The organism is Okeanomitos corallinicola TIOX110 (assembly GCF_038050375.1).
Taxonomy (GTDB): Bacteria; Cyanobacteriota; Cyanobacteriia; order Cyanobacteriales; family Nostocaceae; genus Okeanomitos; species Okeanomitos corallinicola.
Map to the genome: position 1 here is coordinate 215,500 of NZ_CP150886.1, position 15,588 is coordinate 231,087.

13 protein-coding genes are annotated in these 15,588 nt (G+C 38.5%); 6 read left to right on the forward strand and 7 right to left on the reverse strand.

Translation table 11 applies throughout. The features are described 5' to 3' along the window. Window positions 1–425: 425 nt before the first annotated feature. The 6 genes from infB to WJM97_RS00940 all read right to left on the reverse strand — a co-directional run bounded on the left by infB (window position 426) and on the right by WJM97_RS00940 (window position 7,989). Entirely contained in the window at window positions 426–3,569 is a 3,144-nt protein-coding gene (gene infB / locus WJM97_RS00915; protein WP_353931201.1) for a translation initiation factor IF-2, read from the reverse strand. Between the two features lie 192 nt (window positions 3,570–3,761). After that, on the reverse strand, window positions 3,762–3,944 hold the full coding sequence (locus WJM97_RS00920) for a hypothetical protein (RefSeq protein ID WP_353931202.1): 183 nt from the start codon (window positions 3,942–3,944) through the stop codon (window positions 3,762–3,764). Between the two features lie 109 nt (window positions 3,945–4,053). Next, on the reverse strand, window positions 4,054–4,326 hold the full coding sequence (locus WJM97_RS00925) for a YlxR family protein (RefSeq protein ID WP_353931203.1): 273 nt from the start codon (window positions 4,324–4,326) through the stop codon (window positions 4,054–4,056). A 115-nt stretch (window positions 4,327–4,441) separates the two neighbouring features. Next, entirely contained in the window at window positions 4,442–5,749 is a 1,308-nt protein-coding gene (nusA, locus tag WJM97_RS00930; protein WP_353931204.1) for a transcription termination factor NusA, read from the reverse strand. 135 nt (window positions 5,750–5,884) lie between these two features. Beyond that, a complete protein-coding gene (rimP, locus tag WJM97_RS00935) occupies window positions 5,885–6,346 on the reverse strand; it encodes a ribosome maturation factor RimP (RefSeq protein WP_353931205.1) in 462 nt (153 codons plus the stop codon). Between the two features lie 197 nt (window positions 6,347–6,543). Next, window positions 6,544–7,989 (reverse strand): hypothetical protein, encoded by a 1,446-nt coding sequence (locus WJM97_RS00940; protein ID WP_353931206.1) that lies wholly within the window; start codon window positions 7,987–7,989, stop codon window positions 6,544–6,546. 414 nt (window positions 7,990–8,403) lie between these two features. Here WJM97_RS00940 and WJM97_RS00945 point away from each other — a divergent pair, with 414 nt between their 5' ends. The 5 genes from WJM97_RS00945 to rfbD all read left to right on the forward strand — a co-directional run bounded on the left by WJM97_RS00945 (window position 8,404) and on the right by rfbD (window position 13,000). After that, a complete protein-coding gene (locus WJM97_RS00945; protein WP_353931207.1) occupies window positions 8,404–9,366 on the forward strand; it encodes a glycosyltransferase family A protein in 963 nt (320 codons plus the stop codon). Window positions 9,367–9,532: 166 nt separating this feature from the next. After that, window positions 9,533–10,621, forward strand: coding sequence for a dTDP-glucose 4,6-dehydratase (gene rfbB / locus WJM97_RS00950; RefSeq protein WP_353931208.1), 1,089 nt, complete (start codon window positions 9,533–9,535; stop codon window positions 10,619–10,621). Window positions 10,622–10,659: 38 nt separating this feature from the next. Next, entirely contained in the window at window positions 10,660–11,541 is an 882-nt protein-coding gene (rfbA, locus tag WJM97_RS00955; RefSeq protein WP_353931209.1) for a glucose-1-phosphate thymidylyltransferase RfbA, read from the forward strand. Between the two features lie 38 nt (window positions 11,542–11,579). After that, window positions 11,580–12,125: a dTDP-4-dehydrorhamnose 3,5-epimerase gene (gene rfbC, locus WJM97_RS00960; protein ID WP_353931210.1), complete on the forward strand. Its 546-nt coding sequence runs from the start codon at window positions 11,580–11,582 to the stop codon at window positions 12,123–12,125. Beyond that, entirely contained in the window at window positions 12,122–13,000 is an 879-nt protein-coding gene (gene rfbD, locus WJM97_RS00965) for a dTDP-4-dehydrorhamnose reductase (RefSeq protein ID WP_353931211.1), read from the forward strand. Before rfbC ends, rfbD begins: the two co-directional genes overlap by 4 nt. A 126-nt stretch (window positions 13,001–13,126) precedes the next feature. Here rfbD and radA read toward each other — a convergent pair whose 3' ends face one another. Beyond that, on the reverse strand, window positions 13,127–14,689 hold the full coding sequence (gene radA / locus WJM97_RS00970; protein WP_353931212.1) for a DNA repair protein RadA: 1,563 nt from the start codon (window positions 14,687–14,689) through the stop codon (window positions 13,127–13,129). Between the two features lie 168 nt (window positions 14,690–14,857). On the opposite strand from radA, the gene rpaB reads away from it, so the two are divergent. After that, entirely contained in the window at window positions 14,858–15,586 is a 729-nt protein-coding gene (gene rpaB, locus WJM97_RS00975; protein WP_353931213.1) for a response regulator transcription factor RpaB, read from the forward strand. The last annotated feature ends 2 nt before the right edge of the window (window positions 15,587–15,588 follow it).

Below are 15,588 nucleotides of genomic sequence, written 5' to 3' on the forward strand. Positions count from 1 at the left end.
GAATACCAAATCTTACATCTGTGTATTGGGCAAGATGTCATCCATCTAGACCCTAAAAATCTAAAATCTTACTTAATCTTTTATTAAGATAACGTTGATCTAAAAGAAAATTCTGTGTTATTGATCACTAAAACCAGGGAAATACCCGGTTCAAGTCATCAAAAGCACTTATTTTTTTAATTAAAAAATAGATTCTTGTGTTTTTTTGTTTCTACGTCTACTAAATCTGTAAACATTAATCCTTCAATAGTCTTTAAATATCACACACTGAGGATTTAAACACCGATCTATCTGTAAACATCTTCAGTTTTCTGTAGTATTGAGAGCCTTGAGCGCTGAGATTGTTGGAATGTTGAAGCAAAAACTAAGTCAATTCAACATTCATCAATTCAATCAGCACTCAGCACTCTTTACTCACCACCTGACTACTTCGTCAGGTTGAGGGTACGGCGTTTAGTTACCATTTGGTAGGCTTCAATAATGTCACTTTCAGCCCAGTTATGGAACTTATCAATACCGATCCCACATTCATAACCAGCGTTGACTTCGCGCACGTCCTCTTTCATCCGTTTGAGGGAATCTAGAACACCTTCATATACTACCTTACTGCCACGACGGACTCTGACTTTGCAGTTACGGAGGAGTTTGCCCGATTGCACGTAACAACCAGCAACCGCACCACGGCCAACGGGGAAGACGGCACGTACTTCCGTTTGTCCCAAGGATTCTTCCACTAACTCTGGTTCTAAGAGACCTTCCAAAGCTCCTTGGATATCCTCTAAGAGTTTGTAGATGATGTTGTATTCCCGGACATCCACACCAGCCTCATCAGCAGCTTGTCTTGCACCACTAGCATAGGTGGTATTAAAACCAATGATGACAGCGTTACTAGCAGCGGCTAAGTCAATATCTGTTTCTGTAATTTCTCCAGCAGTAGACAACAACATCCGAATTTGGACTTCGTTTTGGGGAATCTGCTTGAGAGAGCCAATAATAGCTTCTACAGAACCTTGGACATCTCCTTTCAAGATCAGGTTGAGTTCTTTTAATTCTCCTTCTTGAGCTTGAGCAGATAGGGTAGTTAGGGTAACTCTTCCTTGCAACAGTCGAGATTGACGTTGTTGGTCAGCTCGTTCGGCAGCGATCGCTCTGGCTTCTTTTTCGTTCTCGAACACTTCAAACTCATCACCAGCCGCGGGTACATCACTTAAACCTAGTACCTCAACTGCACAGGAGGGAGTCGCCACATCTACACGTTTGCCTCTGTCATCTACCATCGCCCGGACTTTACCAAAGGAAGATCCGGCTACTAGCATATCTCCAACTTTGAGAGTACCGTTTTGAATCAGTAGGGTAGCAACAGCACCTTTAGCTTTATCTAGGTGAGCTTCAATTACTGTTCCCTTCGCCACACGATCTGGGTTAGCAGATAGTTCGGCTACTTCTGCTACCAACAGCAGCATTTCTAGGAGTGTATCGAGGTTTTCGCCCTTGATGGCACTAACTGGAACCATGATGGTTTCACCGCCCCAATCTTCTGCGGTCAACCCATAATTAGTTAGTTCTTGTTTAACTCGCTCTTGTTGCGCCCCTTCTTTATCAATTTTGTTGATAGCAACAACAATTGGTACACCTGCGGCCTGAGCATGGCTAATGGCTTCTACTGTTTGAGGGCGCACACCATCATCGGCAGCAACCACCAAAATAGCAATATCTGTAACCCTTGCGCCCCTAGCTCGCATAGCTGTAAAAGCTTCGTGACCAGGAGTATCAAGGAACACAATTTGTTGTTTTTTGCCATCATGCTCCACATCAACGTGGTATGCACCAATATGTTGAGTAATACCACCAGCTTCCCCAGAAGCCACCTTAGTCTTGCGAATTGAATCCAGCAAGGTGGTTTTACCGTGGTCTACGTGACCCATAATTGTCACTACGGGAGGACGACGGATTAAATGATCCAGATCCGCAATGTCAATCATTTCTGTGACTTTGCGGGCTTCTGCTTCTGGTTCAACTGTTTCTACCTCTACCTCTAGTTCTTTAGCCACTAAGGTAATGGTAGGAATATCCAGATTTTGGGTAATGCTGACAGCCATGCCTTTCATGAACAGGATTTTGACAATCTCTGTGTCGGCCATAACTAAGGCATCAGCTAATTCCTGTACAGTCATTGGCCCGGTGATGACCAGTGTACTTGGTCTTTCTCGCTTGACTTCTACTTCCTGTTGACGACGGTTTTGGTCGCGGTAAGAGCCAGACTTTCTATTTTTAGTAGGGGCAGCAGTAACTAATGTTGGTTGCTGTGTTGGTTTAGCGGACTTGGGTTTGGGTGGACGAGCAATGGAAAGACTGACCTGAACGGTAGCTGGAATTTCCAAACCCTCTTCATCTAAGTCTTCTTCAAAGTCGTCTTCGACGATGGGTTTAACTCGTTTGCCTTTTGGTCCTACCTTAGACTTCTCTTTAATTTCGTCTATTATTTCTTCTTCTTGCCATTTCTTACCACCTTTGGCTGGCCGTGGTGGTGTTGGACGTTTTAAGTCCAGTAATTCCGGGCTGATTACTTCATTGGAAGATGTATCTTTTTTCTGCCCGGCAGACATTGGTTTAGGTGGAGTAGCTACTGGCATAGCTGCTACTGCCCCTTCACTAGAACGGGTAGGTTTGTTAGGCCGTTGCACCTCAGTTATTGGTGTAGGTGCAGATCTAGCACCCCTATGTTCTGGTCTCGATGGTGATGAACGACCTGATTTTTGTGGTGTTCCTTGTCCTGCCTCTTCTCCTGTCCCTTTGCCAATCTTGGGTTTTGTCTGTTCCCTTTCTTCTTGATTATGCCGCTTGCGTTCGTGTTTGAGAATTGGTTTCTCTGCTGGAGATAACTGTTCTTTGGCAGTAAGGTTTTCTTCTAGTGGTCTTGCTGGTGGAGCAACCAATTGTGGTTTTTGGGGTTTTTCCGGTTTTGGTTTGGAAGAAACACCCTTTTCTGGTTTTTCTGCTTTGATTTTATCTGTTCCTGATTGACCATTGGGTTTATGATCAGGTTTGACCACACTGGGTTTTTGTGGTGTTTCTGATTGATTCTTAGATACAGGTCGAGTTGGTGGTGCCGTCGGCTTCATGGGCGAAACTTGTGTAGCGAAAGGCCGTGGAGGTGAAGGATTAGAAGGAGAGTTAACTGTAGCTTCATCATCTGTGCTATCAGATGAAGCTGGTTGATTATTTATAGCAACTGACGCATCTGGTGCGTTGGAGGTAGTGTTTCTCAAGATTTTGGGTTTACGAATTTCCAAAATTTGCTGTTTGTGGTTTGTACCAGGTCGGTTACTTCCACCTGTTTGGTGCAAATTTGATTTATTACTGTTTGTACCTAATTCATTTCTAGGCGAGACACCCGTGACTGCGAGTTTTTCCGCAGATGCACGAATTTGTTCAGCCTCGGATTCTGAGATCGTGCTGCTATGACTTTTGACCGCGATACTGAGCTGGTCGCAAATTGCTAATAGCTCTTTATTATCCAAATTCAATTCCTTTGATAATTCGTAGATTCTAACTTTGCCGTTGTTCATCCACTCTTTCCCCTTTAATTTACAGTTTTAGCGGATGGTTGCCTGGTTGGCGACATCTCCATCCTTTGATCACTGTTTTTTAGGTTGCCCTTGGTGATTTTGCCGGTGCCTCCATTTAGGAAAGAGAGATGTTTCGGTTTAATGCTGGTATTTCCATCAGGAAGGATTTTGGACGGATTTGCACAAGAACTTCTAGTTAAAGAGTTTTTGTCCAGCTTTTACTCCGAATTGCGCTTGATCGCTACCAGGTTTCCATGCTTGAATTTTTGGTTTTGCTGATTCTGAGTCTTTCACAACACAATCGAGTAAAACTTTCTGGGAGTATTGCTGATTCGTCTCCCTTAGTTTTGGAGAGCCGCTTGCTTTTACACCCATTTACTATTTTGGCACTAACCCCAACGATACCAGAGGACGTGATGAAAGAGCCAATTGTTCGGCTTTCATCACAATTTCTCTAGAAATTACCGTCTGCAAGATGTTCCAATTAAATTTGTTTTTCTTGGGTATTGCTTTGATTTAGACGCTGCCACAGTGTTTGATACAGTGTTTCTGGCACTGTTCCATGTAGCGATCGCCCTAATCTATTTTTTTTCTGAGCAGCTTGTAAGCAGCTACTTGTAGGACACATATAGGCAGAACGCCCCATGCCCTGATCTAATTGTACCTTCCCAGATGGAAAGACGCGGGCAATCCGCCAAAACTCTTGTTTAAGTCCTACTCGGCGACAACTCAGACAACGCCGATAATTTGGTTTCATCGGATTTGTGTTCAGCTAGAGGTCGGCAGTTTGTAGTCTTTGAGAGTTAGTGTGAACTAATTTTGACCCCGACTAATTACTTTCTAGTTTACCTTTAACAGTTGATTGTTAAAAGTTAATCACCAAAAGTATCGGCATTGGCGGGTTGATATTCCTCGCTCATGTCAAAATTATCATTTTCTAATTCTAATTCTTCTTGCTGTTGATCTTCTAGTTCCTCCATCTCATTTTCATCATCTTCCGGTTGATATTTGGCTCTGACTTCTGCAAATTTAGCATCCTCTGCGGCATAGTCATATTTGGCTTTATCTTTAATGTCTATTTTCCAACCGGTTAAACGAGCTGCTAGTCTGACGTTCTGTCCTTCTTTACCAATGGCTAGACTGAGTTGATCTTCTGCTACTAACACATGGGTTTGTCGGCTTTCGGGATCCATTAAGCGGACTTCATCTACTCTGGCTGGACTTAAAGCATTGGCGATATAGGTTGCTGGATCTGGAGACCAGCGAATTACGTCTATTTTTTCCCCCCGTAGTTCATTTACTACTACTTGAATTCTTGATCCCCTAGCACCAATACAAGCTCCGACTGGGTCTACGTCCCGATCTAGGGTGTCTACGGCTATTTTTGTTCGTGGGCCAACATAACGGGAAGGTGGGTTGGCTTCTCTGGCTACGGCTACTATTCTGACAACTTCGTCTTCTATTTCTGGGACTTCGTTGGCAAATAAGTAAACTACTAAGCCGGCATCGGCACGGGATACGAGTAACTGGGGTCCGCGTTGTTGTCCTTGGGAAACTTTCTTCAGGTACACCTTAAAGGCTGTGTTAGACCTATAGGTGTCGTTTGGTAGTTGTTCTCGTTTTGGTAGTTCGGCTTCTACTTCTGGCTGTCCAAAACCGCTACTGACTGCCAAAATTACAGATTGTCTTTCAAATCTTAAAACTCTTGCTTGTAAAACTGTGCTTTCTAAATCTTGGAATTCTTCTTGTACCATTTGGCGCTGTTGATCCCGCAATTTTTGCGCCAGTACCTGTTTGGTTTGCATGGCGGCCATGCGTCCAAATTCTCCTTGATCTGGGGTGACATCCAAGACTACAGAATCTCCAGATTGGGCTTCAGGAGCTACCTGTTGTACTTCTTCTAGGGAAATTTGATGATCAGAGTTACTAACTTCTTCCACTATGGTTTTGGTGGCAAGGACTCGAAATCCTTCGCTTTCTATGTCTAGCTCTACTTCAAAGTTATCAAAATACTCTTCGTCAAATTGTTTGCGTTCTAAATTTTGGGCGCGGCGATATTTTTCGTAACCTTTTAGTAATGCTTCTCTTATAGATGATTGTACAGCCAAACGCGGTAAATTTCGTTCTTGACTAATTGTTTCGATTAACTCTTTTAATTTAGGTAACGTAACCATTGACATACGCATTATCTCCTTAATTTCTATGTCATTAACCAGCAAAATTTTGTATTTTCAATCTTGGATCTCAGATTTTTATCTAAAACCCCTCATCTAAAACTCCTCATCTAAAACCCTTAATCTAAAATCTCAATTTAGTTAAATGCCCTCGTCCAGTTGCACCCTGGTTACTTGGGATCGGGGAATTCCAACTATTCGTCCTTTTTGATTTAAGTAAATTTTTGTTTCATCCCGGCGGACTAATTTCCCTATCCAATCTTGTTTTCCTTCGTAGGGTGGGGAAGTGGAGATGATGATGGGAAATCCTTTAAAGGAGATAAACTCCCTATCAGTTTCTATTTGTCGGGAAATGCCAGGACTAGATACTTCCAATACATAGGCATCTGGAATGATCTCTGTCGCGTCTAAGGAATTTTCTAAGGCACGGCTCATCCTTTCGCAATCGTCTAAACCAGTATCTTTTTGAGGATTACGAATATCTACTCGCAACACTGGTGGACGTTGGTTAGTATGAAAAACTATGCCAACAATTTCCAATTCCAGTTCTTCTGCTACTGGTTTGGCTAATTCAATAATTTGTGTAACTAGAGGATGAGTCATGGGAGAATTCAATAAAAAAAGTGGGCTTCTTACCCACTTCCTGCGATAGGGATATCTTCCAAGAAGTTCTGTGACGAACCGTTATTGATTCGCCCCTAACATGAGTGTAGCGTATTTTTTTCGTTAGTCATTAGTCATTACTCATTAGTGGGCATTGGGTTATCTATTCTCTCCATTACCCCATCACCCTAAGCTCTCTACTTCTCTCGAATTCCTGGTAATGAATTTTTATCAAGAACTGTTTTGACAGCAGCTTGCGATCGCATCTGTCTGGTTTGTTCGATAATTTGATCAATGTCTTCTTGGGATAATCTCTGGACGTAGTTAATCTTGACTTCTTCTAAAAAGTCGTTCAGCAAACTTTGCAATTCTGATACTACGTGCTTTTGCTGGATTTCTGAGCCTAAAACAGTAGTAAATTTTTCTAATAATTGACTAGAAAGCTTTGCTGCTACCGGATCTTTGATAGCGTTAACTAATACAGCATAAAGATTAGTGGTAATTTGATTAGCTAGTTGATCACTGAGTTGTGTTTGTGTTTCCCCTACTCCCGGTAGCATTAACAGGTTACGATAAACAGGCACTTGTCCAAAGGCACTGTTAATATTGTGGCGCAAAATCGCATTTACTTCTGGCTGGATTTTTGGCAAAACTTGATCAACTATTGTTTTTACTAATAGTCCTGTAATCGCTTCAATTTCATTTATATTGTTAATGTCTATATATGTACGTTCTTTTTCTGGTTGCAATAACAACTTTACTAATTCACCCCGCTGTATTGAACCTTGCATTTGATTGATTACCCGCACTACTACAATCTCTGTAATTTCTTCGGCAAAGTTGGCGACGATGGCTTGGTGTATTTGTTTCCTCACTAAATGTAAATCAATGAGATTTGCTTGATCTAAACGTATCAATACCGGAATTGTTCGCAACCAACGCCACAAGGGAATTAACAAAAATAGATCATACCAACGCCATAAAATCGCTTCCATCCAGCTTAAATAGCGATTTTTACTTTTAATGTGTAGGGTGCGTCCCAATAATTCTATGGCAAATATCAGTACAAATGGGAGGTCAATTAACCAAAAATCATCTACAAATTCCCCATTTTCGCCAATTTTACGGTAATAGTTAGCCGCTATGCCTGGACGAATCTGTTGATTGAAAAACTCTATTTCTTTTAACCAACCTTGCTTAGATAAATATTCTGAACTCCAGAAAGTATCAAAAGCGAGTTTTGCCGATTCTTGGCCAACGTGTTCTCGCATCTTATTTTTGATTTTTTCTAAAGTTCCACTTTTATTAGCACCTGCAAAGGGATTACTATCAATCATCTCTATGCTAAGACGGCTAATTTCTGCTAACTGGGTTTTTGCTTGAGGGGATTTTAAACCTGTTTGACTAATCTGTGCTTCTAAAGCAGTTACGGTGTCTAGATATCTTTTGGTATCCCGATGGGCTTCAATACCTTTAATTGGATCATAAATTTCGGTAATTTGCGGAACTCTGCGGAAGTAATAATCTCTCCAAGGTACATAACTCAAGTCAAAGAATACTAACCCTAAGTTGACGGTAGCGGTAATTGCCATTAACCGTTCAAACCACAAATTACCTTGTTTACGGGCTTTTAATTTAATCATTGCTATTTATAGCCTATACACTTCACATATACTTTTGTATGTAACTTATGCTCATACTAGGTATTTACTTTACTTTGTCATAGCAAAATCTGTTATTGTTACTGATGAAATTTTCTACATAAATGATCATCTATAGGGTGTATAATTTTACTGAGGACAGACAAGTAGGAGGATAATTTACATATTATTTAAGTTATTTAAGTTTATTAAGGTAAGTTGATTTAATTAAAAATTCTGTATCAATATCCTCTCAAGAGTAATTATATAGAATTTCTGATTTTTTAACACAATAAGTATTTAGAACTATTTTAATCACAAAAATATTATCTAAGCTTATTCTTAATGTTTTTATCACCTTAAAATTGAGAGTAAAAAGTTTTTCTAAATACACATAAATTTAATAATTGAAACCTCATGACAAATCCTCAACTTTCAATCATTATTCCCATGAGGGGAGGCGTTGAAGATTCATGGCTACAAGAACTATTAAAAATTCAAGGTAGCACTGAGTTTATTTTAGTTTACCCTCCTCATGTCCCTTTTTTCAAAGTTATTGATCCTCGTCTCCGTCAAATTAAGAGTCCTTTGAAGGGAGAAGTTGTGCAAAGGGTAACAGCTTTACTGAATGCTTCAGGCAAATATGTTCTTTCTATTAATTGTGATGAATATATTCATCCAGATATATTAGCAATTACAGAAGACTATTTTAGCAACTTTCCTGATAGTTATTTCTTTAGATTAAATCAAGTCCAATTCCCATTTGGCAAAGCCCCCATCGGTAAAGATTGGAATTCTCTAGCAAATATTAAAGATATTGGAATCAGGAAACGAAATGATGGAAAAACTTATTCTCCTGAAGAAATAGAATATACAATGCGAGAAGTTCCTATTGTTCCTTTGAATAACAAAAAAGACTTTTTTGCACTATTTCGAGGACGTAAAGATCACAGGGGACCACATCAAGAGAACTTTGATAAAAAAGTTTGGAAAAATGAGCTAGTTCAAGCAACACTTCCAGAAATAGCCACAACTTTTAATTTATTTGGACCATTCAAATATGTACCATTTTGGACAGCTGATAGATTGATGGGATTATCTGTACAAGCGAAATTTTTTGAACCGGGAAAAATAGCAGGACATTGGTTATGTTTACCAGAACAATTGCGTACAGAAGATAATCCTCCAAACCAACCGCGTGTTAATAGACGTTATGTTTTAGCGGAAATTTTACTGTTAAAACTATTTGCTAGTTTTGGTTATATTTGGAATTTGACAATTTTTGATAAAGGAGGAATTTTTATGGTTTGGTTTCCCAAAGATACACTTAGAAAAATTGCCTATAAACTGGGATTGAAAAAATCTAACCCTACGAATTAGAACGAAAAAATCCTGTTTATATTTCATATATCTGTGAATTGACAATACTTTCACAAACATTCTGTGATTTCTCCTAACTGATAAATTATTCAGATGTATCAAACATCAATACTCAATATCAAATCTAAAAAAAGCTATCTAAGAAACTAAGAAAGGATAAATTTATATGTCAAACCCTAACAAAAATAACCTCCCGACTTTATTAGTTACAGGTGGTGCAGGATTTATTGGAGCTAACTTTGTACTTCAAGCAAGAAAAGGAAAATGGGGTAATATCATTAATTTAGATAAATTAACTTATGCTAGTAATCTTCAGAATTTAGCAGAGTTAAAAAATGACTCTGGTTACACTTTTGTGCAAGGAGATATTAGTAATTATGAGTTGGTGAGTTATTTATTAGAAAAACATCAACCAGATGCAGTAATTAATTTTGCTGCGGAAACTCATGTTGACCGTTCAATTCTCACTCCCTTAAATTTTATTCAGACTAATGTAGTGGGAACATTTCAATTATTGGAAGCTAGTAAAACATATTGGCAAAAACTCAACTCTGAAAAACAGGAAAGTTTCCGTTTTTTACACATATCTACTGATGAAGTCTATGGTTCTTTAAATCCAACAGATACAGCTTTCCGCGAAGATACACCCTATGCTCCTAATAGTCCTTATGCTGCTTCTAAAGCTGGTGCAGATCATTTAGTTCGTTCATATTATCATACCTATAATTTACCGACTTTAACCACTAATTGTTCCAATAATTATGGACCTTTACAATTTCCTGAAAAGCTAATTCCTTTAATGATTCTTAATGCTTTAAATGATCAACCTTTACCTATCTATGGAGATGGTCAAAATATTCGGGATTGGTTATATGTGGGTGATCATTGTGATGCTATTTATCTGGTTTTAAAAGCAGGTAAAATTGGCGAAAGTTACAATATTGGTGGACTGAATGAACAAACTAATTTAGTGGTAGTAAACAAGATTTGTGCAATTTTGGATGAGTTAGCACCTAAAAATAATTTCCGTTATTCTGATTTAATTACATTTATTAAAGATCGTCCGGGACATGATCGCCGCTATGCTATTGATTGTAGTAAAATTAACCAAGAATTAGGATGGAAACCCCAGGAAAATTTTGAGAGTGGTTTATTAAAAACCGTGCAATGGTATCTGAATAATTCTGCTTGGGTAGAGTCTATTTTTACGGGAACATACCAAAATTGGATTAAACAAAATTATGAAACTAGATAGAAAATCAATAATTTATTACGTCATATCAGGATGGTAAAATGAAGGGAATTATTCTCGCTGGTGGTTCTGGTACAAGACTTTATCCTTTAACTCAAGTTGTCAGTAAACAGTTAATGTCTGTTTATGATAAACCGATGGTTTACTATCCTTTATCTGTTTTAATGTTAGCGGGAATTCGGGAAATTTTGATAATTTCTACTCCCAAAGATTTACCCTTGTTTCAACAACTTCTCAAAGATGGTAGTCAGTGGGGTTTAAAGTTTAGTTATGTGGAACAACCCAAACCGGAAGGTTTAGCACAAGCTTTTATTTTGGGTAAAGATTTTATCAAAAATGATTCGGTTTGTTTGATTTTAGGAGATAACATATTTTACGGACATGGTTTAACGGAAGTTTTAAATCGTGCTGCTCAACTGCAACAGGGAGGGTTAGTTTTTGGTTATAAAGTTACACAACCTGAAAGTTATGGTGTGATTGAATTTGATGCTGCTGGTAAAGCAATTAGTATTGAGGAAAAACCAAAAAATCCTAAATCAAAATATGCTGTACCGGGTATTTATTTTTATGACTCTCAAGTTACAGAAATTGCTGCTAATTTAAAACCTTCTCCTCGTGGTGAGTTAGAAATTACTGATGTGAATTTAGCTTATTTAAACCAAGGTCAATTAAAGGTAGAAATTTTAGGAAGGGGTTATGCTTGGTTAGATACGGGTACTCATGAATCTTTACATCAAGCTGCAAATTTTATTCAAACTCTAGAACAAAGACAAGGATTCAAAATAGCTTGTATTGAAGAAATTGCTTATAACCAAGGTTATATTGATTCTCATCAGTTACGTTATTTGGCTGAATCTATGGGTAAAAGTAGTTATGGTCTTTATTTACGAAGACTTTTAGAAGATGAAATTACTTTTCATTGATTATTAATTAATAAAATTCAGGAAAAAGGAATTATTTTATGCAGGTTGTCAAAACAAAAATTCCCGATGTGTTGATTATTGAACCAAAAGTTTTTGGAGATGAAAGGGGGTTTTTTTACGAAAGTTTCAATGCTAAATCATTTTTAGAAAACACTGAAATATCACTTTCTTTTGTTCAAGATAATCACTCACGTTCCAGTAAAAATGTTTTGCGAGGTTTACATTATCAAATTCAGCAACCACAGGGAAAACTTGTGCGGGTTGCAGTCGGTGAAGTTTTTGATGTAGCTGTTGATTTACGAAAAAATTCTGCTACTTTTGGTAAATGGGTAGGTGTGAATTTGTCTGCTGAAAATAAACATCAATTGTGGATACCACCTGGTTTTGCTCATGGTTTTTTGGTATTGTCTGAATATGCAGAATTTTTGTATAAAACCACTGACTATTATGCACCAGAATATGATCGTACTTTATTTTGGAATGATCCAGATTTAGGAATTTCTTGGCCTATTGATGGTGAACCGATTGTATCTACTAAGGATAAAGTGGGTAAGTTGTTTTCAGAAGCGGAGGTTTATTCATGAAAATTCTTTTAACTGGTATTTCTGGCCAAGTTGGGTGGGAATTACAACGTAGCTTGATGAGTTTGGGAAATGTAATTTACATGGGAAGAAATCAATTAGATTTATCCCAACCCGATACAATTACTACTACGATTAGAGATATTAAACCTGATTTAATTGTCAATCCTGCTGCTTATACTGCGGTGGATAAAGCGGAATCAGAAATAGATTTAGCTATGGCCATTAATGGTGTTGCTCCGGGTATAATAGCTGAAGAAGCTAAACGTTTAAATGCAGCGATAATTCATTATTCTACTGATTATGTTTTTGATGGGAATCAAAATACTCCCTATCGGGAAAGTGATTTAACAAATCCGCAAAATGTCTATGGTAAAACAAAGTTAGTAGGTGAAGAAGCTATTTCTTCTATTGGTGTCAACCATATCATTTTCAGGACTAGCTGGGTTTATGGTTTGCGTGGTAAAAATTTCTTATTAACTATGCAAAAATTAGCTAGAGAACGGGAAGAAATTAAGGTTGTTGATGATCAAATTGGTTCACCGACTTGGAGTAGAATGATTGCAGAAATTACTGCTCAAATAGTTGCTAAATTTCAACAAAACCCCTCTGATTTTTTCAGTAATAAAGGGGGAATATATAACTTATCTCCTAGTGGAAAAACTAGCTGGTATGGTTTCGCTAAAGCGATTTTTAATGATGATTTTTCCAATAATGAACGTAAATTACAAAGATTAATTCCTATTACCACCCAAGAATATCCTACACCTGCAAGTAGACCAGCTTTTTCTTTATTAGATAATCAGAAATTGTCTGATACTTTTGGTTTAAAAATCCCAGAATGGGATCAAGCTTTAAAATTAGTTCTTGATAGTTGAAAAATCAGATCCCCTTAACCCTTAATAAGGGGGTTTAGGGGGATAAAAACTCTGTCTCCTCTGCGTCTGTGCGGTTCATTTCATTAAAATCAAACGCAGATGAACACGGATAAACGCAGATATTTTTTATTCTTCATCTTCATCTGTTTCTAAATCTATATCTTCTAAAGATTGATGGGGAATGGCAGCAATAATGGCATCTATGACTTTAGAAACTGCTAATATTTCTATGTTTAAATCAGGAAATTTCTGACCTTTGGGTATTATCGCTCGTTTAAATCCTAATTTTGCTGCTTCTTTTAATCTTAGTTCCATTTGAGAAACTGATCGCACTTGTCCTCCTAAACCTACTTCTCCTATTAATACTGTCCCAGGATCAACTATCCTATCCCGAAAACTGGCTACTATGGCGATCGCAATTCCTAAGTCTACCGCAGGTTCTTCTACATTCAAACCCCCCGCAGATGCGACGTAGGAATCTAATTTTGACATTGGTATCCCTACCCGTTTTTCCAATACTGCTAATATCTGTACTAAACGATTATAATCTATGCCCGTACCAGCCCGGCGCGGTGATGTATAACTGGTAGGACTAACTAATGCTTGTAATTCTACTACTATTGGTCTTGTTCCTTCACAAGCTACTACAATAGCTGTTCCCGGTGCGGGGTCGTCACGGTTTCCTAGAAATAATTCTGAGGGATTGGGTACTTCTCTTAATCCATTAGATACCATTTCAAATATACCAATTTCGTGGGTAGCTCCGAAACGATTTTTAACAGTTCTTAATAATCTGTGGGAAGCAAAGCGATCGCCCTCAAAATACAAAACCGTATCTACTAAGTGTTCTAAAACCCTGGGGCCAGCAATAGTACCTTCTTTAGTAACATGACCCACAATTAACATTGTAATATCTTCATGTTTAGCCACCTTCATCAAAGCAGCGGTACATTCCCGGACTTGTGCTACTGAACCGGGTGCAGATGTTAAAGCTGGAAAAAAGACAGTTTGTATACTATCAATCACAGCCAAGTTTGGTTTGAGGGAATCAATTTCCCGGAGAATTTCCTCTAAATCCGTTTCTGGTAAAACATACAGGTCTGAGGCAATGCTATGATGTGCTAGGTCATCTTCAGTATTTTCTACATTGTTTTCTGTATTTTTAATTGCTTCTTTTTTAGTATCATCTGCCTCAGAATCAACATTTATAGGGTTAGACATTCCCAACCGAGAAGCACGTAATTTTACTTGTTGTCCTGATTCTTCACCAGTAACGTAGAGAATACGGTATCTTTGGGATAATTCGTTAGAAACTTGGAGAAGTAAAGTAGATTTACCTATACCGGGATCACCACCAATCAGCACCATTGAACCGGGAACAACACCGCCACCGAGTACCCGATCCAACTCACCGTAACCAGATTCCCAGCGAGCAATTTGGCGATCGCTAATTTGGTCAAAAGTCAGAGATGCCCTTGCTTTGGCAGGTTTCTTGCTACTAGATTTAATCCCCCCTGGGGCAACGTGCCAATTACCCACACCCCCTTTAGTAGGTATATCTACCCCAAAGGGTGTAGCATTCTCTTCTACCAAAGAATCATAAGTATCGCAATTTGCACACTTTCCAAACCATTGAGAGAATTCCGCCCCGCACTTGTTACATATAAAAATAGTTTTTGGCTTTGCCATGTGTAATTTTTCTTTAAAAATCTTAACTTTTCCTTAAGTTTCCGAAAAAAATCAAGTTAAATAATAGTAGTGTTTACAGCTTTTTCTAATTAACTAATGCAATGATATCTTAATATTATGGTAATAAAATTCATAATGTAAAAATTTAGTTAGGGAGCGTAGGGAAACTTGGAAAGTAATAAAGAAAAAATCCTGGTAGTAGACGACGAAGCCAGCATTAGGCGGATTTTAGAAACGCGCCTGTCCATGATTGGCTATGATGTAGTCACAGCTGGTGATGGAGAAGAAGCTTTAGAAATTTTCCACAAAGCTGAACCAGACTTGGTAGTTTTGGATGTGATGATGCCCAAACTAGATGGTTACGGCGTTTGTCAAGAATTACGCAAAGAATCCGACGTTCCTATCATCATGCTAACCGCCTTGGGTGATGTAGCCGATAGGATCACTGGTTTAGAACTAGGTGCGGATGACTACGTAGTTAAACCATTCTCTCCCAAAGAATTAGAAGCTCGTATTCGCTCAGTTTTACGCAGAGTAGATAAAATCGGCGCAACTGGTATTCCCAGTTCTGGTGTAATTCATGTTGGTAATATCAGAATTGATACAAATAAACGCCAAGTTTACAAAGGTGATGAACGCATCCGCTTAACTGGGATGGAATTTAGCTTATTAGAACTATTGGTCAGTCGCTCTGGAGAGGCTTTTTCCCGTTCCGAGATTTTACAAGAAGTTTGGGGTTACACACCAGAACGTCACGTAGATACTCGCGTAGTAGATGTACATATTTCCCGGTTACGGGCAAAACTAGAAGATGACCCCAGTAACCCAGAACTTATACTTACTGCTAGAGGCACTGGTTATCTTTTTCAACGTATATTAGAGCCAGGAGAAGAGTAGGT